The organism is Bacillus sp. FSL L8-0193 (genome assembly GCF_037976065.1).
Classification (GTDB): Bacteria; Bacillota; Bacilli; order Bacillales; family Bacillaceae; genus Bacillus; species Bacillus paralicheniformis.
The window spans coordinates 2,630,668-2,652,642 of record NZ_CP150261.1 but is presented as its reverse complement, the minus strand read 5'-3'; the positions used below and the strand labels follow the sequence as shown (position 1 = coordinate 2,652,642).

The window sequence follows — 21,975 nt, the reverse complement described above, 5'->3', positions numbered from 1 at the left end:
AATGGGAGTAGACGTAAATATTATTTTTCAAATTGCCGGCGTCGGGATCGTCGTCGCTTTTCTTCACACCATACTGGATCAAATGGGGAAGAAGGAATATGCCCAATGGGTCACGCTTTTAGGATTCATTTATATATTGTTCATGGTGGCTACTGTTGTCGATGATCTATTCCAAAAGATAAAAGCTGTCTTTCTATTTCAAGGATAGGGGGGCTCACTCATTGAAATCGTACAAATCGTAGGATTGGGAATGATCGCCACCTTCCTCAGCTTGATTGTGAAAGAGCAAAAACCGACGTTTGCTTTTATGATTGTCGTTTTTGCCGGATGCACGATTTTTTTATTCTTAGTCGATCAAGTCTACGAAATCATTCGGATGATTGAAAAAATAGCTGCCAATGCCAACATCAACATGATGTATGTCGAAACGATTTTGAAAATTATCGGGATTGCTTATATAGCGGAGTTTGGCGCCCAGCTGACGAAAGATGCCGGACAGGGTGCGATTGCTTCAAAAATCGAATTGGCAGGCAAAATCCTCATCTTAGTCATGGCCGTGCCTATTTTAACCGTCATTATCGAAACGATCATCGGACTCATCCCTTCCATGTCTTAGTCAGAAAGGAGGATTTCCTGAGTGAAGCGTTTTCTGTTCTGGCTCTTGGTCATAGGAATCGTATGCTTTGGAGCGCATGATGTACAAGCTTCGCCAAAAGAAGCGGAGCCGGTTGGGGAACCCGCCGCGGAAGAATCGGCTGAAGCGATGGCCAGAGAGCAGGCTGAAGGTTTGGAGCTTGACCGGGTCGGGGAGTTCTGGAACAACATTTTGACTGAGTATGGAGGACACCTTCCCGAAAGTCAAAAAGGAAGCCTGCTTGAATTTGTCAAAGGTGAAAAGCACTTTTCGCCTGAGGAATGGAGCAAAGCGCTGTTTTCTTACTTGTTTCATGAAGTGCTGGCTAACGGGAAACTGCTCGGGACGCTGATCCTGTTGACCATCTTCTGCGTGCTGCTTCAGCTTTTGCAAAACGCGTTTCAGCAAAGCACCGTCAGCAAAGTGGCGTATGCAATTGTCTACATGGTGCTGATCATTCTTGCGCTCAACAGCTTTCGGGTTGCCGTCACATATGCGAATGAAGCGATCCAGACGATGACAAGCTTTATTCTGTCGCTCGTACCTTTGCTTCTAGCGCTGATGGCGACTTCGGGAGGAGCCGCCTCAGCCGCATTTTTTCATCCGGTCATTCTCTTTCTCATGAACACGAGCGGCTTGTTTATCCAATATATCGTGCTGCCGCTTTTGTTTTTATCAGCGATTTTAAGCATTGTCAGCACGATGACGGACCAGTATAAAGTCACACAGCTGGCTCAGCTCCTCAGAAACGCGGCGATCGGCACGCTGGCTGCATTTTTAACCGTGTTCCTCGGTGTCATCTCGGTTCAGGGCGCCTCAGCCGCAGTGACGGACGGCATTACTTTGCGGACGGCCAAATTCATCACCGGAAACTTCATCCCCGTATTGGGCCGCATGTTTACCGAAGCGACGGACACGGTGATCAGCGCGTCTCTCCTGTTGAAAAACACCGTCGGGATACTCGGGGTGGCGATCTTGATTTGCATCGCAGCCTTTCCCGCAATCAAAATCCTCTCCCTCGCGCTCATATACAAAATTGCCGCAGCCGTTCTCCAGCCTCTCGGAGGCGGTCCGGTGATCAGCTGCCTGGATGTCATCAGCAAAAGCGTCATCTACATTTTCGCGGCCATGGCCATCGTTTCGCTGATGTTTTTTTTAAGCTTAACCGTGATCATTACAGCGGGGAATTTGACGATGATGATGAAGTAGGGAGGGATGAGATGGAATTTCTGACAGAGTGGCTCACGAACATTATTCTATTTATTCTGATGGCGATCGTCATCGATATGCTTCTGCCGAATTCGAGCATGCAAAAATACGCGAAAATGGTGATCAGCCTGCTCTTGATCGTTGTGATACTGAATCCGATCTTCTCTTTATTCAGGACCGATCCGGATGTAATCTTTGAGAGGCTTACAAAAAACGGACAAGTTCAGTCAAACGAAATAAAAAATCAGTTGAATTCAGAAAAAAAAGAAATACAAGCCTCACAACAAGCATATATCTTAGAACAGATGGCTGTTCAATTGAAAAAGAGCGCAGAGGGAAGGTTTACCAGCGACAAATACAAGATTGACCGAGTCGCGGTCTCTTCTGACGGCCAGCTGAAAACAGAGAAAGATCTCAGTAAGCATGCGGAAGTCTCGGTATTCATAGAACCGGCATCCGAAAAAACGGTCCAAGCCGTCGCTCCTGTCGAAATCAATACGGATCGAGGCTACCAGCCAATGCGAGAAAGAGAAAAGAAAGAGACGGGGGAAGTCAGAGAACAGCTTGCAGGCATATGGGAAATAAGCCCCGACAAGATTACAGTTCATATTGAAGGGGGAGAACGAAGCGGCAATGAATAAAAGAACCTGGATCGAAAAGCTGATCGGCCACCTGCTACCCAAAGACGAGAAAAACGGAAAAAAGCTGACGAAATATCACTATTTTCTGCTGCTTTTTGTTCTCGGCGTTTCCTTCATGCTCGTCAGTCAAATCTTCTCTTCCGAACCTTCTCAAGATCGAGCGGCAGATCAGCCGTCGGCTTCACAAAAAGCTTCGTCTGAAAGCGCCGGACAGAGCGGTGAAGGTGAAAAAGAAGTGTTCAAACCCGCCTCAGATGACAAACCGAAGGACTCGATCCAAGATTACGAACAGGAATATGAGAATCAGCTCAAAGACATATTGGAAACGATTATCGGCGTGGAAGACGTATCAATCGTCGTCAATGTTGATGCAACCTCATTGAAAATATTCGAGAAAAATAGAAAAACCCAGGAGACTTCAACGAATGAGACAGATAAACAGGGAGGCAAGCGAACGGTGTCTGAAATGTCTTCTGACGAAGAAATTGTCATCATCAAAAACGGAGATAAAGAGACGCCTGTCGTCGTTCAGACGAAAAAGCCCGATATCAGGGGTGTTCTCGTTGTCGCTCAAGGAGTCGACAACGTTCAAATAAAAAAGACCATCATTGAAGCAGTGACAAGGGTTCTTGATGTTCCGAGCCACCGCGTCGCTGTTGCCCCTAAAAAAATGAAGGAGGATTCATAAATGATGCTGAAAAAACAAACGGTTTGGCTTTTAACCATGTTAAGTCTCGTCGTTGTGCTGAGTGTCTACTACATTATGTCGCCTGAAGGAGAAAATGTCGTCACGGTGGATGACAAAGAACAAGTCGCTGCTGAAAAAGAAAAACCGATGAAAGAAGAGCCTGCCAAAGATGGCAAAGAAGACACCGCGCCTGCTAAAGACAAAACTGAAGGGAAAGACACAAAAGATAAAGAAACGTCTGCGAGTGAGCAGAACGGAGAAGTTGTAACAAAAGAATCATCCGGTGATGAAGATTTATTCACAACATACCGCATGGAAATGGACGATCAGCGCAGCAGGGAGAGGGAGGAATTAACCGAAATCGTCAGAAGCGATAAAGCGACGGCAAAAGAAAAAAGCGAAGCTTACGACAAGATGACAGAGCTCAGTGAAGCTGAAGGAACGGAAAAGACGCTTGAAACGCTGATCAAAACAAAAGGCTATAAAGACGCCTTGGTCAATGCCGACGGCGATAAAGTCAATATTACGGTGAAGGCGAAGGAGCACTCGAAGGCCGCTGCCACCGATATCATCGACATCGTCGCAAAAGAAGTGAAAAACTTAAACGATGTGGCTGTGACGTTCGAGCCAGCAGAGTAAACATGTCCCGCTTGCAAAAAGCGGGATTTTTTTATGCTTGAGGCCCCTGTTGATGCAGGGCGCTCATGATTGTAGTTGAATTCGGCATTCCTCTCCTGTAAGATGAATATAGTATGTACTTTTAGTACTAACTGATAAATGCGTAAAATCTTTTTCATTAGGAGTGCGATAGCATGTTAAACATTGATGAAATCAGACAGTTGATAAAATTAATTGATGAATCTTCGATAAATGAATTTACATACGAAAACGAAGGATCGAAGGTTGAACTGAAAAAACAAAGCGGAACCGTGCAAACCATCCAGCAAGTGGCTGCGGCGCCTGTTCAAACACCGGCTCCGGAAGCTCCCGCGATGCAAGCGCAAGTTCAGGATGCGCCTGCAGCAGAAGAAGCCGCAAAAGACGGCGGAAACCTCCACAAAATCACCTCTCCGATGGTCGGAACGTTTTATGCGTCTTCTTCGCCTGAAGCCGACCCTTACGTAACAGTCGGTTCGAAGGTAACAGAATCCTCTGTCGTCTGCATTGTGGAAGCAATGAAGCTCTTTAATGAGATCGAAGCCGAAGTGAAAGGCGAGATCGTTGAAGTATTGGTTGAAAACGGCCAGCTGGTTGAATACGGACAACCTTTATTTTTAGTAAAAGCAGAGTAAGGAGCAATAAGATGATCAAAAAGCTATTAATTGCGAACAGGGGAGAAATTGCTGTCAGAATTATCAGAGCTTGTAAAGAACTGGGGATCGATACAGTAGCCGTCTTTTCCGAGGCCGACAGAGAGGCGCTCCATGTTCAGATGGCTGATGAAGCATTTTGCATCGGACCTAAGCTATCAAAAGACAGCTACTTGAATATAACGAACATCGTCAGCGTCGCCAAAATGACCGGCGCTGATGCGATTCACCCGGGCTACGGTTTCCTGGCGGAAAACGCCGATTTTGCCGAGCTTTGCGAAGAGGTAAACGTAACCTTCGTCGGTCCGACAGCAGACGCGATCTCTAAGATGGGGACAAAGGATGTTGCCAGGGAAACGATGCAGCAGGCTGGCGTTCCGATCGTACCGGGTTCCAAAGGAATTATTGAAGATATTGAAGATGCGGTTTCATTAGCGCGCGATATAGGGTATCCTGTCATTATAAAGGCAACTGCCGGGGGCGGCGGAAAAGGAATCAGGGTCGCCCGTACGGAAGAAGAACTGATCAACGGCATTAAAATCACTCAGCAGGAAGCGGCCACCGCTTTCGGCAACCCGGGTGTGTACATTGAAAAGTACATTGAAGACTTCAGACACGTCGAGATCCAAGTGCTTGCGGACACACACGGAAATACGATTCACTTGGGTGAACGCGACTGTTCAATCCAAAGAAGGCTCCAAAAGCTGCTTGAAGAAACTCCTTCACCTGCGCTTGATGAAGGAATCAGGGAGCAAATGGGGCAGGCGGCTGTCAAAGCGGCTGAAGCCGTTAAGTACACGGGCGCGGGAACAGTTGAATTTATCTACGATTACCGCGAGCAGAAGTTCTACTTTATGGAAATGAACACGCGCATTCAGGTTGAGCATCCGGTAACAGAGATGGTGACGGGCGTTGATTTGATTAAAGAGCAGATCAGAGTGGCGTCAGGTGAAAAATTAGCCCTCACCCAAGATGAAGTCACTTTTAACGGCTGGGCCATCGAATGCCGGATTAATGCGGAAAACCCTGAGAAAAACTTCATGCCTTCTCCGGGAAAAATCGAGATGTATCTGCCTCCGGGCGGGCTCGGCGTCAGAGTGGATTCTGCGGCTTATCCGGGATACTCGATTCCTCCTTATTACGACAGCATGATTGCAAAAGTCATCACATACGGGAAGACGAGGGAAGAAGCTGTATCAAGAATGAAAAGAGCGTTGAGCGAATTCGTCATCGAAGGCGTTCATACGACGATACCGTTCCATCTGAAACTGCTCGAGCACGAAACATTCGTAAGCGGAGAATTCAATACGAAGTTTTTAGAAATATATGATGTAATGGGGTCGTAATTTTAACGGAGGTGAACATATTGAAAGACGACAACAGCTTATTGGAAATGAGCCATGAAGACAATCATTTAGGAAAAGTGGAAATCGCTCCGGAGGTCATCGAAGTCATTGCCGGAATCGCAGCTTCCGAAGTTGAAGGCGTAGCTGAAATGCGCGGCAATTTTGCGACAGGTGTCGTGGAACGGTTTGGAAAAAAGAATCACGGCAAAGGCGTCAAAGTTGATTTGTCAGATGACGGAATTATCATTGATGTTTATTGCGTGATGATGTTTGGCGTTTCGATTCCTAAAGTTGCAAATGCCGTTCAGGATAATATCCGCCAGACGCTTCTCAATATGACAGCTCTTTCGATTAATGAAATCAATATTCACATCGTTGGCATTCAATTCGATTCAAAAACGCACGAGGTGGAAGTCGATCAAGAGATGTAGTGCGGTGAAGTGGAAGAACCAAGGGGAATGACGGCCCTTTGGTTTTTTCATGTTCCGTTTTAAAAATGACGTTTAAAAGCATCTTTCCGCTGTTATCGACCAAAAATAAGAGGAACCGGAAAGTTTGCAAAGAAGTTCGAAAAACGAATGATAACAAATGTTTGTTTCTTATTATTCGGTTATTGACGATAAAACCGCGATTTTTGCATGCGGAAAGACTAAAAATATGATATGATCTCTTTGTGGCTTAAACGGCAAGCAGCAAAGAGGGTTAAAGGAGAAAAAGAAAGAATGAAAAGAAGAACAGCAAGAGAAAAGGCTTTGCAGTCACTATTCCAGATTGATGTCAGTGATACAGAACCGAATGAAGCGATGCAGCACGCCTTGGACGGGCAGGAAAGCGACGCTTTTTTCGAGCAGCTTGTTTACGGGGTCTTAGAGAACAAAGAGAAAATCGATGAGATGATCAAACGGCATCTCGTCAATTGGAAGCTTGACAGGCTGGCGAATGTCGACCGCGCGATTTTGCGTTTGTCCGCCTACGAAATGATTTTTTTAGAAGACATACCTGTCAACGTCTCTATGAATGAAGCGATTGAACTGGCCAAGCAATTTGGAGATGACAAGTCGGCGAAGTTTGTAAACGGTGTTCTTTCTAACATTAAATCCGATCTTGAATAATCTAGGAGGAGAGCAAATGACAGCAACCATCATCGACGGGAAAGAAACAGCAAAGGAAAAGCGCGGGCAGCTGGCCAAGGAAGTTGAAGAGCTGAAAAAACAAGGAGTGACCCCGGGACTGGCCGTTATTTTAATTGGTGATGATCCGGCGTCTCTTTCATATGTACGGGGAAAGAAAAAAGCAGCTGAAGCCATGGGGATTCGTTTTCAGCTGGATCATTTCGATGCAAGTTTCTCTGAACAGGAACTTCTTGAAGTAATTGACCAGTACAACCAAAATAACGACTTTCACGGAATTCTTGTCCAGCTGCCTCTTCCGGATCATATTTCCGAACAAGCGGTGATTGAAAGAATATCCCCTGACAAAGATGTTGACGGTTTTCATCCATTAAACGTAGGAAAGATGCTGCTTGGCGAAGATACATTTCTACCTTGCACGCCTGCGGGCATCGTGGAGCTTTTAAAGAAAACCGAGATTGATCTGTCGGGAAAAGAGGTTGTTGTCGTCGGGCGAAGCAATATCGTCGGAAAGCCGGTAGGGCAGCTGCTCTTGAACGAAAACGCAACCGTTACGTACTGCCATTCAAGAACGGCCGACATTACGGCTCACACAAAAAAAGCCGACATTCTGATTGTCGCTGTCGGAAAGGCGAATTTCATCAAAGCGGATCAAATGAAAGAGGGAGCCGTTGTCATTGATGTCGGCGTTAACCGCCTTGACAACGGAAAGCTCGTCGGTGATGTCGATTTTGAAGAAGCGAAGGAAAAAGCTTCCTATATTACACCCGTACCGGGCGGTGTCGGTCCGATGACGATTACAATGCTGGCCCATAACACGGTTAAATCAGCGAAGCGTACAATTTAACTTTAATGTACAGCCGTTCATCCGCCTGGTCTCGCGCCGGCGGATGAACGTGCTTGTGCCTTCTTAGAAAGGAGACTGTGCCATGAGTGAAATTTCATTTGTCACGGTCACGGCTTTGACAAAATATATTAAGCGCAAATTTGACGTGGACCCCCATCTTGAAGATATTTGGATCAAGGGCGAGCTGTCAAATGTTAAAATACATAGCAGAGGCCATATTTATTTTACACTGAAAGATGATAACGCCCGCATTCAATCCGTCATGTTCGCCAGACAAAACAGAAATCTCGCCTTTACCCCTGAAAACGGGATGAAGGTATTGGTGAGAGGCGGCATTTCGGTATATGAACCGAGCGGCAATTATCAGCTCTATGCGAAAGAAATACAGCCTGACGGCATAGGTGCGCTTCATCTCGCGTATGAAGAACTTAAGAAAAAGCTGTCGCAAGAAGGTTTGTTTGATGAAAAACATAAGAAACCCATCCCCGCGTTCCCATCCGTCGTCGGTGTTGTCACATCTCCAACCGGAGCGGCTGTACGCGATGTGATCACCACCATTAAAAGAAGATACCCCCTTGTAAAAGTGATCGTCTTTCCAACGCTCGTTCAAGGAGTAAACGCGGGCGAGTCCATCGTCAGCAGCATCAAAGAGGCTAACCGCAGAGAGTTATGCGATGTATTAATCGTCGGACGCGGAGGGGGATCGATCGAAGAGCTGTGGGCATTTAATGAAGAGGCTGTCGCCAGGGCCATTTTTTCTTCCGACATTCCGATCATTTCCGCCGTCGGGCATGAAACGGATTTTACAATCAGCGATTTTGTTGCGGATTTGCGCGCGGCGACCCCGACGGGAGCGGCCGAACAGGCCGTACCTAATATGCTTGATTTGCTGGAGCGTCTGAAAACGCTCGAAGCGAGAATTGCAAAATCGATGAAGCAGGATTTAAGAAAGCGGCAGGAGCGCGTGAAAACCCTCCAGTCCTCTTATGCCTTCCGCTACCCGAAACGGCTGTATGCCCAAAAGGAACAGGAATTCGACCTGATATTCGACCGTTTCCAAAAACAGCTGGCGATGACCGTTGAACGCAAAAAACAAAAACTGAACGAACAGACATACAAGCTGGAGATGCTTCATCCCGAGGAGCAGCTTAAACAAGCGAGAAAGAGGCATGAAGAGCAGACAGTCCGGCTGAAGCGGAATATGGATGTGCAGCTTAAGCAGATTCACTCGCAGTTTCAAACGGTTCTTGGTAAACTGAATGCATTAAGCCCTCTCCAAGTGATGGAAAGAGGGTACAGTTTGACATATAAAGAAAACGAATTGATTAAAAGTATTGAACAGGTTCATGAAAAAGACGAGATCCGCGTCACATTAAACGATGGGACGCTGACCTGTGAGGTACTGCAAAAGAGAGGCGAAACAAATGGCTGAAGAAAACAAAACAAAACGGGAAGACCTGACATTTGAAGAGGCGATGAAAGGTCTGGAACAGATCGTATCAAAGCTTGAAGAAGGGGATGTGCCTTTGGAAAAGGCGATCGACTACTTCCAGGAAGGGATGGCTCTTTCGAAAATGTGCCACGAAAAACTGCAAAATGTCGAAAAGCAGATGGACTACATTTTGCGGGAAAATGGGGAATTAGCTCCTTTCAGTGTTCGGGAGGAGGAAAAAGGTGACCGGTAAACTTGACGGATTTTTAAAATCGAGAAAAACAGTAATTGAAGAACGCCTTCCGATGTATATTAAAGACCTGCGAGCGCCGTCCATCCTTAAGGAATCCATGCTGTACTCATTGGAAGCCGGAGGGAAACGGCTGAGACCGATTTTGGTACTTGCGCTTCTTCATGCGTACGGAAAAGACGAAGAAGCCGGAATTCCGGTAGGGTGCGCGGTTGAAATGATCCATACGTATTCATTAATCCATGACGATCTCCCTTGTATGGATGACGATGACCTCAGAAGGGGAAAGCCGACAAACCATAAAATATACGGGGAAGCGACGGCCATTCTCGCCGGAGACGCCTTATTAACCGAAAGCTTCAAAATGATCACTTCCAATATGCCTTCTGATGTATCTGCTGAAAAACGCATCAGACTGGTGAATGAGCTGATATCGGCAGCGGGGGCTGAAGGCATGGTCGGCGGTCAGATTTTAGATATGGAAGCGGAATCAAAGTCTGTCTCTCTTGATGAACTGCAGCGGATTCACGAAGGAAAAACGGCTAAACTCCTCAGCTTCAGCGTCATCGCGGGGGCGATTCTAGCAGATGCATCTGAAAAAGAGATCGAAAAGCTCCGCGAATTCAGCCATCATATCGGCATCGGCTTCCAAATCAGAGATGACATTCTCGACCTTGAAGGATCAGAGGATAAAATCGGCAAACGGATCGGTTCTGACGAGACAAACGGAAAATCGACCTATCCGTCGCTCCTTTCGCTTGAGGGCGCCAACAAAAAGCTTGATGAACATATTGAAAAAGCAAAACGGCTGATTTCAGAGCTTCCGCTTGAAAAAGAGCTTATGTACGAGTTTTGCGATATGATTGCCGCAAGGGATCATTGATACAGGGCTTCCATTTGAGCATCAAAGGCTTATTATGCTAAAATATAAAGAGTTGAACTCTAAAACGCCGCGCCGTTATCACGTTGTGTTAGCGGCTGTTTTTTCAAACGAAGCGTCCGCATATGCAAGTTTGCGCATGGGGATGAATTCGTCATATAATAATTCAAGCTGAAACTTAAAATGAAGCAAGGCGCATACTTGCAGAAATCATGCTGAAAGTGAGTTGATCCGATTGGATCTGTTATCGATAAAGGACCCTGCATTTTTGAAGAACCTTTCAAATCAAGAACTGGAAAGCTTGAGCGCTGAAATTCGCCGTTTTTTAATTGAAACGCTTTCTGAATCCGGAGGGCACATTGGTCCGAATCTCGGCGTTGTCGAGCTTACCATTGCATTGCATAAAGAATTTAACAGCCCGAAAGATAAGTTTTTGTGGGATGTGGGGCATCAATCGTATGTCCATAAACTGCTGACCGGCCGCGGAAAGGACTTCGCCACCTTGCGTCAGCATAAAGGACTGTGCGGTTTTCCAAAGCGGAATGAAAGCGAACATGATGTCTGGGAAACGGGCCACAGTTCGACTTCTCTCTCCGGTGCGATGGGGATGGCAGCTGCGAGAGACTTGAAAGGGACAAACGAATATATCATCCCGATCATCGGAGACGGTGCACTGACCGGCGGCATGGCTCTTGAAGCGCTTAACCATATCGGCCATGAGCAAAAAGACATGATTGTCATTTTGAATGACAACGAAATGAGCATCGCTCCAAACGTCGGAGCGATTCATTCCATGCTCGGAAGGCTGCGCACAGCCGGAAAATATCAATGGGTCAAAGATGAGCTTGAGTATTTGTTCAAGCGGATTCCTGCTGTTGGCGGGAAGCTTGCCGCTACAGCCGAGCGGATCAAAGACAGCCTGAAATACCTGCTGGTATCCGGGATGTTCTTTGAAGAGCTCGGATTTACGTATTTAGGGCCTGTAGACGGTCATTCCTATGATGAACTGTTTGAAAACATGCAGTATGCGAAAAAGACGAAAGGCCCGGTACTCCTCCACGTTATTACGAAAAAAGGAAAAGGCTATAAGCCTGCGGAAACCGATAAAACCGGCACATGGCACGGAACCGGCCCATATAAAATCGATACCGGTGATTTTGTTAAGCCGAAAGCCGCTGCGCCGTCATGGAGCGCGCTCGTAAGCGAAACGGTCAGGAAGCTTGCCCGCGAGGATGAAAGGATTGTAGCCATTACTCCGGCCATGCCTGTCGGTTCAAAACTTGAAGGGTTTGCGAGCGAGTTTCCGGAGCGCATGTTTGATGTCGGCATTGCGGAACAGCATGCGGCAACGATGGCGGCTGGTCTCGCGACTCAGAATATGAAGCCGTTTCTGGCGATCTATTCGACATTTCTTCAGCGCGCTTATGACCAGGTTGTCCATGATATTTGCCGGCAAAACCTAAATGTATTTATCGGCATTGACAGAGCGGGCCTAGTCGGCGCTGATGGGGAAACACACCAGGGCGTGTTTGACATTGCTTTTTTACGGCATATTCCGAATTTGGTTCTCATGATGCCGAAAGACGAAAACGAAGGCCAGCACATGGTCAACACGGCTGTCAAATACGATGACGGCCCGATTGCCATGCGCTTTCCGCGCGGAAACGGACTCGGCGTCAAAATGGATAAAGAATTGAAAACGATCCCGATCGGAACGTGGGAAGTGCTGAGACCCGGGACAGACGCGGTCATTTTAACATTCGGCACCACCATTCCGATGGCGCTTGCTGCCGCGGAGGAGCTGCAGAAAGAAGGACGTTCGGTCAGAGTGGTTAACGCCCGTTTTATCAAGCCGCTTGACGAAAACATGCTGATGGAAATCCTGAACGAAGGGCTTCCGATTTTAACGATCGAAGAGGCTGTGCTCCAAGGCGGATTCGGCAGCTCGATCCTTGAGTATGCCCATGAACATCAGTCATACAGCCCGATCATTGATAGAATGGGGATACCTGATCAATTTATTGAACACGGCAGCGTCGCCAAGCTTCTGGAAGAGATCGGAATGACAAAAGAAGACGTCATCAGACGAATAAGACTATTGACGCCCGTAAAGACTCATAAAGGAATTGGATCATGACAGGAAAAAAAGAACGGCTCGACGTTTTATTAGTAGAAAGAGGGTTAATGGAAACGCGGGAAAAAGCGAAAAGAGCCATCATGGCCGGCATCGTCTATACGAATGAAAACAGACTGGACAAGCCGGGCGAAAAGGTCGACCGCACGATTCCGCTGACCGTTAAAGGAAACCCGTTAAAATACGTCTCAAGAGGCGGATTAAAACTTGAAAAAGCATTAAAAGAGTTTCAGCTTTCCGTTCAAGGCAAGCTGATGATTGACATCGGCTCTTCCACCGGCGGCTTCACAGACTGCGCGCTGCAAAACGGCGCTCTCCGCTCATATGCCGTTGATGTCGGGTATAATCAGCTCGCCTGGAAGCTGAGACAGGATGAGCGGGTTGTAGTGATGGAACGCACGAATTTCCGGTATTGCACACCTGCCGATTTTACGGAAGGACTGCCGGAGTTCGCGACGATCGATGTCTCTTTTATCTCACTGAAAATCATCCTGCCTGTGCTTAAGAGCATTTTAGTTCCGGGAAGCGACTGCATCGCTCTCGTAAAACCGCAGTTTGAAGCAGGGCGGGAATCCGTTGGGAAAAAAGGGATCGTCCGCGATCCCCTCGTCCATCAAGCTGTGCTTGATGACATCAGCCGGTTTGCGGCTCGGGAAGGATATGACTGCAGAAACGTCTCGTTTTCGCCGATTACCGGCGGCGACGGCAACATCGAATTCCTTCTCCATTTGCATTGGGACGGAGAAGAGCAACCTGGCACGCCGATAGCAGAAGAAACGATCAATCAAATTGTCGAAGAAGCTCACAAGACATTAAAAGCGAAAAAAACGGATCCGCGTGATTAAAAACCCTTGAGAGTCGTACGGCGAATGCGAGGGTGGCCGGCACGCAAAAAGGAATAATAGTGGGCTATTATTCCTTTTTTACTGCAAACATGTACTTTTCCGACAAAATCATTTAACATAAATGTATAAACATACACAATTTGTGTATAAAACGAGGTGTGAAATGAACAAAGGTCAAAGGCATATTAAAATCAGGGAGATTATCACCGCTAATGAAATTGAAACGCAGGATGAGCTTGTCGATATTTTAAAGAAAGACGGCTATAATGTGACGCAGGCCACCGTCTCGCGGGACATTAAAGAGCTTCATTTGGTCAAGGTGCCGACAAACAACGGTTCCTACAAATACAGCCTGCCTGCTGATCAGCGCTTTAATCCCCTTTCCAAATTAAAAAGATCATTGATGGACGCATTTGTCAAAATCGACTCAGCCAGCCATCTGATCGTTTTAAAAACAATGCCGGGCAACGCGCAGGCGATCGGGGCGCTGATGGACAATTTGGATTGGGAAGAAATCATGGGAACGATCTGCGGAGATGATACCATTTTGATCATCTGCCGGACGCATGATGATACCAAAATCGTACAGAAGAAAATATTGGAGCTTTTATAAACGAAGGCCTGAAAAGAGGTGTCATGAAAGCTTGTTAGCTGAATTATCGATCAAAAACTTTGCCATTATCGAAGAATTAACCGTTTCTTTTGAAAAAGGGCTGACGGTTCTGACCGGTGAAACCGGGGCCGGAAAATCGATCATCATCGACGCCGTCTCTTTGCTTGTCGGAGGCCGCGGCTCGTCCGAATATGTCAGGTATGGCGAAAAAAGAGCCGAATTGGAAGGGCTTTTCCTCCTTGACAGCGGCCATCCGGTTTTTGATTTGTGCACAGAACTCGGGATTGAAGCCTCGGATGACATGATCGTCATGAGGAGAGATATTAACGCAAACGGCAAGAGCATCTGCCGCGTCAATGGAAAACTTGTCACCATTGCCGCTTTGCGGGAAGTCGGCAGACTGCTGCTTGACATACACGGGCAGCACGACAATCAGCTGCTGATGGAGGATGAGCACCATCTTCAGCTTCTGGACAGGTTTGCAGGAGAAGAAATCGAGCATGCTCTAAAAGCGTATCAGGAAGTTTACAGCCGCTACATGGACGTCATGAGAAAGGTGAAAGAGCTTTCTGAAAGCGAACAGGAAATGGCTCACAGACTCGATTTAATACAGTTTCAGCTTGATGAAATCGAATCTGCAAACCTTGAGCCGAAAGAGGACGAACTTCTTCAGGAAGAGCGCCGTCAAATCGCTAATTTCGAAAAAATATACGAAGCTCTGCAAAATGCCTATAATGCGCTACGCAACGAGCAGGCTGGGCTTGACTGGGTCGGCATGGCTTCAAGCGAGCTTGAAAACGTCTCAGGCATCAATGAAGGGCTCAATAAAGTATCTGAATCCGTAGCCAACGCATACTACATTCTCGAAGATTCAACTTTTCAGATCAGAAATATGCTGGATGAACTCGAATACGACCCCGAGCGCCTCGATTATATCGAATCGCGATTAAACGAAATCAAACAGCTGAAACGCAAATACGGCGCTACTGTCGAAGATATCCAAGCTTATTCGGCTAAGATAGAGGAAGAGATCGACCGGATCGAAAACCGGGACAGCCACTTGCAGGCATTAAAATCCCGCCTCGAATCAATCGGCAAGGATGTGGCGATTGAAGCCGCCAATGTGTCCGAAATCAGAAAAAAATGGGCGAAAAAACTGGCCAAACAGATTCAGCAGGAACTGAAAGATCTGTATATGGAAAAATCGACATTCGATACGGAATTCCAGGTGAAAAAAGCGGAACGGGATGATGATGCACCCGTCGTCAACGGTATGCCGGTTCAGCTCACAAAGCACGGCATTGATACCGTCCATTTCCTAATCTCAACAAACACGGGAGAACCGCTCAAATCTTTGTCAAAGGTTGCATCTGGAGGAGAGCTGTCAAGAATCATGCTGGCCATGAAAAGCATTTTCTCTGCTCAGCAGGATGTTACATCGATCATTTTCGATGAAGTGGATACGGGTGTAAGCGGCAGAGTCGCGCAGGCGATCGCCGAAAAAATACACCGCGTCTCGATCGGCTCTCAAGTTTTATGCATTACCCACTTGCCGCAGGTGGCCGCGATGGCTGACACCCATCTTTTGATTACGAAACAGTCGAAAGACGGGAGAACGACGACAAGCGTCACGCCGTTGACAAAACAGGAAAAAATAGCGGAAATCGGCCGGATGATCGCCGGAGTCGAAGTAACGGATCTGACGAAGCGCCATGCGAAAGAACTTTTGAACCAAGCTAAGCTTGTTAAAACTACCGGATAAGCTGTTCATCCTGAACAGCTTATTTTTTTGTCGGCATTTTCTTATACAAACTCATTCTTATCATTTTATCCAATGATTTTCTTCCGTCCGCAGTTATAAATCGCTGTCCGAAAGGCAAAAGTAATGAATGTAGCGAAAGAAATTTTATATGGTGTGGGTTAGGTGCGAGGAGAGTGAAAAGGTGGATGTTGAAAAAATCAGAAAAGTTGTGGGTATGATTCTCCTTGTTTCTTTAATAAGTGTAGGGTTTTACAAACCGGTGAAAGAATACATTGTAATCCCAAAAAACTTGAACATTTTTGAGACGGGTACCCGTGCGGTTGAAACGAGCTTATCCGTCAGTGCTTCGAAAGATGGATCATCGGAAGCATTCACACTGAAAGAAAATCAAAGTGAAGTAGAAATAAAAGGTGAAAAGAATGGAAAGGCAGAACTCGTCTATGATTTTGCCGGATTCCCAGTTAAAAAAACGAAAGTAAATGTCCTGCCTGATTTGAAAGTGGTCCCCGGCGGGCAGTCTATTGGTGTAAAGCTTCACTCCGTTGGCGTATTGGTCGTAGGTTTTCATCAAATCAATACCTCTGAAGGCAAAAAATCGCCCGGTGAAGCAGCCGGAATCGCGGTAGGCGACATTATCACCGAAATCAACGGCACGAAAATCGAAAAAATGAATGACATTACCCCTTTTATTCAAAAGGCCGGGAAAACAGGAGAAACCTTACATCTGTCGATTAAAAGAGATAAACAAGAAATCAAAACGAAGCTCATTCCGAAAAAAGACCAGGCTGAAGATAAATACAGAATCGGCTTATATATCAGGGACTCTGCCGCAGGAATCGGCACAATGACTTTTTTCGAGCCGAAATCGAAAAAATACGGAGCGCTTGGTCACGTCATTTCAGACATGGATACGAAAAAACCGATCGTTGTTGAAAAAGGGCAAATCGTGAAATCGACCGTCACTTCGATTGAAAAAGGAACAGGCGGAAATCCCGGAGAGAAACTGGCCCGTTTCGCATCAGAACGAAAAGTGATTGGTGATATCAACAGAAACAGTCCATTCGGGATCTTCGGGACGCTTCACGAGTCAATCAAAAACCGCATCGCTGACAAAGCCATTCCGATTGCATTTTCAGATGAAGTAAAAGAAGGCCCGGCCCAAATTTTAACGGTTATCGAAAACGACAAAGTCGAGAAATTCGATATTCAGGTCGTCAGTACGACACCTCAGAAGTTTCCGGCTACAAAAGGGATGGTGCTGAAAATTACCGACCCGAGGCTGTTGAGCAAAACAGGAGGCATCGTTCAAGGGATGAGCGGAAGCCCGATCATCCAAAACGGAAAGATCATTGGCGCCGTAACTCACGTTTTCGTCAATGATCCGACGAGCGGATACGGCGTGCATATTGAATGGATGCTGTCTGAAGCGGGAATCGATATTTATAAAAAAGAAAAAGCAAGCTGACTGCCGGATTCCTCCGGCAGTTTTTGATTTCGTCTTTTTTTCTTGCGCGTTGTGCGTTAAAATGAAAGAAGAAAAGATTTTTCGACAAATTCACGTTCCCCGGTTTGTCAAGTCGCATTTCGAGTCGAAAAATCGAGAAAATCAGAAAAAAACAGAGAAAAAGCGAGAGATACCACTATTATTGGAAAAATCCTTTTTAAAAAAAGGGAATAAAGTGGTGCTGTCGAATTAAACATATTAGAAAAAGAATGATGAAATTTATCAACATACACATTGGGGAGGAAGAAACGTGGAGAAAATTAAAGTATGTGTTGCTGATGATAACAGGGAGCTTGTCGGCCTATTAAGCGAATATATCGAGGGACAAAGCGACATGGAAGTACTTGGTGTCGCGTACAACGGACAGGAATGCCTTTCGTTGTTTAAAGACAAGGAGCCCGATGTGCTTGTGCTGGATATTATCATGCCTCACCTCGATGGATTGGCCGTTCTTGAAAGGCTGAGGGAATCGCAGCTTAAAAAGCAGCCGAATGTCATCATGCTGACGGCGTTCGGTCAGGAAGACGTGACGAAAAAAGCTGTAGATTTGGGCGCGTCGTATTTTATTTTGAAGCCTTTTGACATGGAGAACTTAGTCGGCCATATCCGCCAGGTCAGCGGAAACGGATCTCAATTGACACACCGTGCCCCGTCTTCTCAAAGCAGTGTGCTTCGGCCGCAGCCGGAATCGCCGAAGAAAAACCTGGACGCCAGCATCACGACCATCATCCACGAAATCGGCGTGCCCGCTCATATAAAAGGCTATTTATACTTAAGGGAAGCCATCTCCATGGTGTATAACGACATCGAACTGCTCGGAAGCATTACAAAAGTGCTTTATCCGGATATCGCCAAAAAATTCAACACGACTGCAAGCCGAGTCGAACGGGCGATTCGCCACGCCATCGAAGTCGCATGGAGCAGAGGCAACATCGACTCGATTTCGTCACTTTTCGGCTACACAGTCAGCATGTCAAAAGCCAAGCCGACGAATTCAGAATTCATCGCGATGGTCGCAGACAAGCTGAGATTGGAGCATAAGGCTTCTTAAACGTTGACATGGTGCGGTTTTGACGAAGATTTACCGTTGAATTGCCGACCTGTTTCTAACGAATAGTTTATCGTAATTCCGATGAATTTTTCGTCCTTATTGCGATGAATTGCGATCCGAAGGGTTTCATACAGTATTTGAAGGTCTCGTTTTTATAAACGAGGCTGTTTTTTTGCTCTTAAATGTACTGTTTGTGTTTCAGCACGGTGTGTATGGTGTAAAGTCAGCCTAACAGCTTATCAAAAAATACCAAAATATTGTAATTTGTGCACTTTTTAGACATGCCTGTTTGTTATATGATGAAATCGAAATGAAATAAATGGAAAAGGAGTTGTTTTAAAATGAAAGTCAATAAATTATTAACTGGTACGACTCTGGCTGTTGGTTTACTTATTTCTACAGCGCCGGTATTTGCTGCACCGCATTCATCTGAGGTGATTGCACATCCGACTGCTCAATACATCAATTGTCCAAGTGACTTGCCAAGCTCATTCAAAAGCAGCAAATCATCAAAATGTGTAAAATCTTCTTCAGGAGTTTTCAGTAACAAATTTTCTGATAGCGATGGAACATGGTATTTCAAAGGGAAATTTTACAGTAATGTTTTTAACACTTGGGTTGGTTTTTACGAAGGATGAACAAAAAAGGGGGGCTCCCCCTTTTTTTGTTTTCCTTTTAGTAATTTCACGGAAATAGATGGCGGAGAATGTAAAACCTTTCGAAAAAGCCAATCTCGAGTTAAAAGTATGAAATAAGCAGGTGGTATGATGATCTTTACGAAAACAGATCTTCGCTATTATCTCGAACAAGACAAGAAAGCGTTAGGAATCTCAAGTCGAAAAAGGCCTAAATGGTTTGGCGATGATATTTGGAAGTATCAGATAGCCTTGCGCAAACATGAATATTACTCAAATGCCAACTCCAAGGTGTTCAAGCATGTTTACCGGTATCTGCATAAAAAGAGAGGATTGAAGCTCGGATTTGACATCCCGGTGAATGTTTTCGGTCCGGGGTTGAGGATCAACCATTACGGATTGCTCATCGTAAACAGCAATGCAAAAATAGGTGCAAACTGTGACATTCATCAAGGAGTTAACATCGGGCAAAATCACGCTCACCACGATGTTCCAACAATCGGAGACAATGTCTGGATCGGGCCTGGAGCAAAGCTCTTTGGCAGCATTCACATTGCCGACGGCATTTCGATTGGCGCAAACGCCGTAGTCAACAAATCTTTCACTGAGGAAAACATTACAATAGCCGGTGTGCCTGCCAAAAAGATTAAAGAGGCGCCGTCAACAATGGACCGGAAGCAGGCTCTGCAGCAGCAAATATAAGCATGAGAACTGCGGAAGGAGCAGCGCTGCTAAATCATCCGCTATGAAGGACTAAATGTTGTCATGAAGCAGCCGGGCTTTAAAAAATGCATTCCTGCAAGTTCTGATAAAAGCCACATAGCACACAGCCAGCTTTCGGTGTATCCGTCTATTTTTCAAAGTTTGTCTCACGCCCGGTGCATTGGCGTCATAGACTGAATCATATAAAGCGAAAGCCGCATGAAACGTCTTTTTTCTTATGAAAAAAGACGTTTTTTTATACAAAAAAATAAAAATGATGAAATAGATCTGATTTCTTCCAGATGACAACCATTTTTCGCCTTGGGTAGACCGTTTTTCACAGACGTTTTTGAGCGGATGGCTTCTAACAATTCGGAAATCCCTGGGGCGTTGGACGGGTAAATCGGGCGAATATCTGCTGGAGTGGCCTGCTTTACAGCCGCCGGGTATTAAAGATAAGGTACGGGGTGTAAAAAATTCAGCAGGCGAGGTGGTCGACATGAAAAAAGGAGTCATCCTTGTTTTGTTCGCTATGCTGCTATTGGCAGGCTGCGGGACAACGCAACATAATGAGAGCCGAAAAGGAACAGGCGGGGAAACGTTTGTGAAAGAAGGCACCTTTGTCGGTTTGGCGGATCAGCATACCGTCGCCGTCAATATTGACGGTAAAGAAACGACGTTTCAGGTCCCTCCCGAAAAACGGGACAAATATAAGGGGATCAAGGATGATACAAAGGTGGAAGTGAAGTACACGAAAACAGAGGACGGAACATTACAGCTTGAAGATATGAAAGAGAAAGAATGATCGTTTGCAAAAAGGGATTGTAGGAGGAACTAATCGTGAAACTGTTAATGAGGAGTTTAGTTTTGCTGCTGTTTTCGTTTATTGCGGTTTTTCCAGCTGCTTTTGCAGCTGAGCCGCTTTCCGGTAAGACGGTATATGTTGACGCAGGTCACGGGGGCGAAGACAGCGGCGCGGTCGGAAACGGGCTGCTTGAGAAAGATGTCAATCTTGAAGTGGCAAAGCTGGTTGATGAAAAACTGAAAGAAGAGGGAGCTGCCACAGTCGCCTCAAGAACGGATGATACGTTTTTGACGCTGGAAGACCGGGTGGCCAAAGCGAGCAAGCACGCTTCGGACTTGCTGATCAGCATTCATGCAAACTCGGCCGTCCCTGAAGCGTCAGGTACAGAAACATACTTCGATTCTGCCTATCAAGCCGCTGACAGCGAACGCCTGGCGTCTAACATTCAAGAACGCCTTCCGGATGCGCTTGGCACTCGGGACAGAGGTGTAAAAGAATCAGGGTTTTATGTCATCAAAAATTCTCAAATGCCGAGTGTTTTAGTCGAACTCGGCTTTATCACGAACAAAACTGATGCAGCTAAACTCGAAAGTCCGGAATATCAGGAAAAAGCGGCAGACGCGATTGCTGACGCTGTCACAGCTTATTACGAATAACAATAGGGGCCCCGGTATAAGACCGGGGTCTTGTGTTATGTTTATGTTAAAAAAGGCCTTATGTGTGGAAAGAAAACAGTAAGACCTTCATAATGGGATATAAACTTGCAATTCTTGTAGAGGTGAACCAGAAATGACGAAAATATTTGCACACCGAGGAGCTTCAGGCACTTTCCCCGAAAATACAATGGCGGCGTTTAAGCAGGCGGCGGCCATCGGTGCAGACGGCATCGAATTGGATGTACAAATGGCAAAAGACGGACGTCTTGTTGTAATACATGATGAAAAGCTTGACAGGACGACTTCGCTGAAAGGATATGTGAAGGATCTTACATATAAGGAGATAAAGCGCGGAGACGCAAGCCACCGTTTTTCAGAAAAAATCGGCTCTGTCCCGGTACCGACCCTTGAAGAAGTGTTTGAGTGGGCGGCAGATGCTGAATTTCTTCTCAATGTGGAATTGAAAAACAGCATTATCCGTTATGAAGGGATGGAAGAAAAGGTGATGTCGATGATTGAAGCGTACGGCCTTCAAGACCGGATCATTCTTTCATCATTTAATCATGAAAGCCTTGCGTTATGCAGCAGATTGAATCCAAGTATCGAGTTGGCCGCGCTTTACATGGATGTCATCTACAAGCCGGAGGAGTACATTGAAATGATTCCGGCTACAGGATTTCATCCGTATCGCCGTTCAATGTCGGCTGATATGATCAAAAACGCCCATTTGAAACAAAAAGCGGTCAGGCCGTTCACCATCAACCGTGAAGAGGAGATGAAAAAGTTGATTGCTGAAGGAATTGACGGTTTCTTCACCGATTTTCCCGAAAAAGCGTTAAAAATAAAAGCCGAGATGTGACACGCTGAAAGAATGACAAAATCCCAAAACTAAAAGTCGTTT

At 46.0% G+C, this 21,975-nt stretch carries 25 protein-coding genes; all 25 read left to right on the top strand.

The window, feature by feature from the left end; all coding sequences use genetic code 11:
* The first annotated feature begins 1 nt into the window (after window position 1).
* Window positions 2-208, top strand: coding sequence for a stage III sporulation protein AC (gene spoIIIAC / locus MHH76_RS13150; protein WP_003183409.1), 207 nt, complete (start codon window positions 2-4; stop codon window positions 206-208).
* 12 nt (window positions 209-220) lie between these two features.
* Entirely contained in the window at window positions 221-616 is a 396-nt protein-coding gene (gene spoIIIAD, locus MHH76_RS13145; protein ID WP_256164082.1) for a stage III sporulation protein AD, read from the top strand.
* Window positions 617-637: 21 nt separating this feature from the next.
* Window positions 638-1,843, top strand: coding sequence for a stage III sporulation protein AE (gene spoIIIAE, locus MHH76_RS13140; RefSeq protein ID WP_020452143.1), 1,206 nt, complete (start codon window positions 638-640; stop codon window positions 1,841-1,843).
* An 11-nt stretch (window positions 1,844-1,854) separates the two neighbouring features.
* Window positions 1,855-2,484, top strand: a complete 630-nt coding sequence (gene spoIIIAF / locus MHH76_RS13135) for a stage III sporulation protein AF (protein WP_020452142.1) — start codon at window positions 1,855-1,857, stop codon at window positions 2,482-2,484.
* The gene (spoIIIAG, locus tag MHH76_RS13130) at window positions 2,477-3,172 is read left to right on the top strand and encodes a stage III sporulation protein AG (protein ID WP_020452141.1); all 696 of its coding nucleotides are present in this window, start codon (window positions 2,477-2,479) and stop codon (window positions 3,170-3,172) included. The genes spoIIIAF and spoIIIAG overlap by 8 nt, the downstream gene beginning before the upstream one ends.
* Before the next feature lie 3 nt (window positions 3,173-3,175).
* Complete coding sequence (locus MHH76_RS13125; protein WP_023855171.1) at window positions 3,176-3,811, top strand: SpoIIIAH-like family protein; 636 nt, start codon at window positions 3,176-3,178, stop codon at window positions 3,809-3,811.
* Between the two features lie 173 nt (window positions 3,812-3,984).
* A complete protein-coding gene (accB, locus tag MHH76_RS13120) occupies window positions 3,985-4,464 on the top strand; it encodes an acetyl-CoA carboxylase biotin carboxyl carrier protein (RefSeq protein ID WP_035338362.1) in 480 nt (159 codons plus the stop codon).
* 11 nt (window positions 4,465-4,475) lie between these two features.
* Window positions 4,476-5,828, top strand: a complete 1,353-nt coding sequence (gene accC, locus MHH76_RS13115) for an acetyl-CoA carboxylase biotin carboxylase subunit (RefSeq protein WP_020452138.1) — start codon at window positions 4,476-4,478, stop codon at window positions 5,826-5,828.
* A 47-nt stretch (window positions 5,829-5,875) separates the two neighbouring features.
* On the top strand, window positions 5,876-6,259 hold the full coding sequence (locus MHH76_RS13110) for an Asp23/Gls24 family envelope stress response protein (protein WP_031304734.1): 384 nt from the start codon (window positions 5,876-5,878) through the stop codon (window positions 6,257-6,259).
* A 291-nt stretch (window positions 6,260-6,550) separates the two neighbouring features.
* Window positions 6,551-6,940: a transcription antitermination factor NusB gene (gene nusB / locus MHH76_RS13105; protein ID WP_020452136.1), complete on the top strand. Its 390-nt coding sequence runs from the start codon at window positions 6,551-6,553 to the stop codon at window positions 6,938-6,940.
* Window positions 6,941-6,956: 16 nt separating this feature from the next.
* Window positions 6,957-7,805, top strand: coding sequence for a bifunctional methylenetetrahydrofolate dehydrogenase/methenyltetrahydrofolate cyclohydrolase FolD (gene folD / locus MHH76_RS13100; RefSeq protein ID WP_020452135.1), 849 nt, complete (start codon window positions 6,957-6,959; stop codon window positions 7,803-7,805).
* A gap of 82 nt (window positions 7,806-7,887) precedes the next feature.
* A complete protein-coding gene (gene xseA, locus MHH76_RS13095) occupies window positions 7,888-9,237 on the top strand; it encodes an exodeoxyribonuclease VII large subunit (RefSeq protein ID WP_020452134.1) in 1,350 nt (449 codons plus the stop codon).
* Window positions 9,230-9,490, top strand: coding sequence for an exodeoxyribonuclease VII small subunit (locus MHH76_RS13090; RefSeq protein ID WP_023855168.1), 261 nt, complete (start codon window positions 9,230-9,232; stop codon window positions 9,488-9,490). The genes xseA and MHH76_RS13090 overlap by 8 nt, the downstream gene beginning before the upstream one ends.
* Window positions 9,480-10,370: a polyprenyl synthetase family protein gene (locus MHH76_RS13085; RefSeq protein ID WP_023855167.1), complete on the top strand. Its 891-nt coding sequence runs from the start codon at window positions 9,480-9,482 to the stop codon at window positions 10,368-10,370. The genes MHH76_RS13090 and MHH76_RS13085 overlap by 11 nt, the downstream gene beginning before the upstream one ends.
* Window positions 10,371-10,602: 232 nt before the next feature.
* Window positions 10,603-12,504, top strand: coding sequence for a 1-deoxy-D-xylulose-5-phosphate synthase (gene dxs / locus MHH76_RS13080; RefSeq protein ID WP_023855166.1), 1,902 nt, complete (start codon window positions 10,603-10,605; stop codon window positions 12,502-12,504).
* Window positions 12,501-13,346 (top strand): TlyA family RNA methyltransferase, encoded by an 846-nt coding sequence (locus MHH76_RS13075; protein WP_020452130.1) that lies wholly within the window; start codon window positions 12,501-12,503, stop codon window positions 13,344-13,346. Before dxs ends, MHH76_RS13075 begins: the two co-directional genes overlap by 4 nt.
* Before the next feature lie 163 nt (window positions 13,347-13,509).
* Complete coding sequence (argR, locus tag MHH76_RS13070) at window positions 13,510-13,959, top strand: transcriptional regulator ArgR (RefSeq protein WP_020452129.1); 450 nt, start codon at window positions 13,510-13,512, stop codon at window positions 13,957-13,959.
* Between the two features lie 31 nt (window positions 13,960-13,990).
* A complete protein-coding gene (recN, locus tag MHH76_RS13065) occupies window positions 13,991-15,721 on the top strand; it encodes a DNA repair protein RecN (protein WP_020452128.1) in 1,731 nt (576 codons plus the stop codon).
* Between the two features lie 214 nt (window positions 15,722-15,935).
* Entirely contained in the window at window positions 15,936-17,186 is a 1,251-nt protein-coding gene (gene spoIVB, locus MHH76_RS13060; protein ID WP_031304732.1) for a SpoIVB peptidase, read from the top strand.
* Between the two features lie 289 nt (window positions 17,187-17,475).
* Entirely contained in the window at window positions 17,476-18,276 is an 801-nt protein-coding gene (gene spo0A, locus MHH76_RS13055; RefSeq protein ID WP_003183361.1) for a sporulation transcription factor Spo0A, read from the top strand.
* Between the two features lie 341 nt (window positions 18,277-18,617).
* Window positions 18,618-18,914: an antimicrobial peptide LCI gene (locus MHH76_RS13050; RefSeq protein ID WP_020452126.1), complete on the top strand. Its 297-nt coding sequence runs from the start codon at window positions 18,618-18,620 to the stop codon at window positions 18,912-18,914.
* Between the two features lie 129 nt (window positions 18,915-19,043).
* Window positions 19,044-19,613 carry a serine acetyltransferase gene (locus MHH76_RS13045; RefSeq protein ID WP_020452125.1) on the top strand — a complete coding sequence of 190 codons (570 nt, stop codon included), beginning with the start codon at window positions 19,044-19,046 and terminating at the stop codon, window positions 19,611-19,613.
* A gap of 499 nt (window positions 19,614-20,112) precedes the next feature.
* Complete coding sequence (locus tag MHH76_RS13040) at window positions 20,113-20,418, top strand: membrane lipoprotein lipid attachment site-containing protein (RefSeq protein ID WP_020452124.1); 306 nt, start codon at window positions 20,113-20,115, stop codon at window positions 20,416-20,418.
* Between the two features lie 35 nt (window positions 20,419-20,453).
* Window positions 20,454-21,074 carry an N-acetylmuramoyl-L-alanine amidase gene (locus MHH76_RS13035; RefSeq protein WP_020452123.1) on the top strand — a complete coding sequence of 207 codons (621 nt, stop codon included), beginning with the start codon at window positions 20,454-20,456 and terminating at the stop codon, window positions 21,072-21,074.
* A gap of 133 nt (window positions 21,075-21,207) precedes the next feature.
* The gene (locus MHH76_RS13030) at window positions 21,208-21,933 is read left to right on the top strand and encodes a glycerophosphodiester phosphodiesterase (protein ID WP_020452122.1); all 726 of its coding nucleotides are present in this window, start codon (window positions 21,208-21,210) and stop codon (window positions 21,931-21,933) included.
* Window positions 21,934-21,975: the final 42 nt, after the last annotated feature.

Coding starts and splice junctions, on each gene's coding strand:
- spoIIIAC (WP_003183409.1), top strand. CDS start 2: ATGGGAGTAGACGTAAATATTATTTTTCAAATTGCCGGCGTCGGGATC.
- spoIIIAF (WP_020452142.1), top strand. CDS start 1,855: ATGGAATTTCTGACAGAGTGGCTCACGAACATTATTCTATTTATTCTG.
- spoIIIAG (WP_020452141.1), top strand. CDS start 2,477: ATGAATAAAAGAACCTGGATCGAAAAGCTGATCGGCCACCTGCTACCC.
- MHH76_RS13125 (WP_023855171.1), top strand. CDS start 3,176: ATGCTGAAAAAACAAACGGTTTGGCTTTTAACCATGTTAAGTCTCGTC.
- accB (WP_035338362.1), top strand. CDS start 3,985: ATGTTAAACATTGATGAAATCAGACAGTTGATAAAATTAATTGATGAA.
- accC (WP_020452138.1), top strand. CDS start 4,476: ATGATCAAAAAGCTATTAATTGCGAACAGGGGAGAAATTGCTGTCAGA.
- MHH76_RS13110 (WP_031304734.1), top strand. CDS start 5,876: ATGAGCCATGAAGACAATCATTTAGGAAAAGTGGAAATCGCTCCGGAG.
- nusB (WP_020452136.1), top strand. CDS start 6,551: ATGAAAAGAAGAACAGCAAGAGAAAAGGCTTTGCAGTCACTATTCCAG.
- folD (WP_020452135.1), top strand. CDS start 6,957: ATGACAGCAACCATCATCGACGGGAAAGAAACAGCAAAGGAAAAGCGC.
- xseA (WP_020452134.1), top strand. CDS start 7,888: ATGAGTGAAATTTCATTTGTCACGGTCACGGCTTTGACAAAATATATT.
- MHH76_RS13090 (WP_023855168.1), top strand. CDS start 9,230: ATGGCTGAAGAAAACAAAACAAAACGGGAAGACCTGACATTTGAAGAG.
- MHH76_RS13075 (WP_020452130.1), top strand. CDS start 12,501: ATGACAGGAAAAAAAGAACGGCTCGACGTTTTATTAGTAGAAAGAGGG.
- argR (WP_020452129.1), top strand. CDS start 13,510: ATGAACAAAGGTCAAAGGCATATTAAAATCAGGGAGATTATCACCGCT.
- spoIVB (WP_031304732.1), top strand. CDS start 15,936: ATGATTCTCCTTGTTTCTTTAATAAGTGTAGGGTTTTACAAACCGGTG.
- MHH76_RS13050 (WP_020452126.1), top strand. CDS start 18,618: ATGAAAGTCAATAAATTATTAACTGGTACGACTCTGGCTGTTGGTTTA.
- MHH76_RS13045 (WP_020452125.1), top strand. CDS start 19,044: ATGATCTTTACGAAAACAGATCTTCGCTATTATCTCGAACAAGACAAG.
- MHH76_RS13040 (WP_020452124.1), top strand. CDS start 20,113: ATGAAAAAAGGAGTCATCCTTGTTTTGTTCGCTATGCTGCTATTGGCA.
- MHH76_RS13030 (WP_020452122.1), top strand. CDS start 21,208: ATGACGAAAATATTTGCACACCGAGGAGCTTCAGGCACTTTCCCCGAA.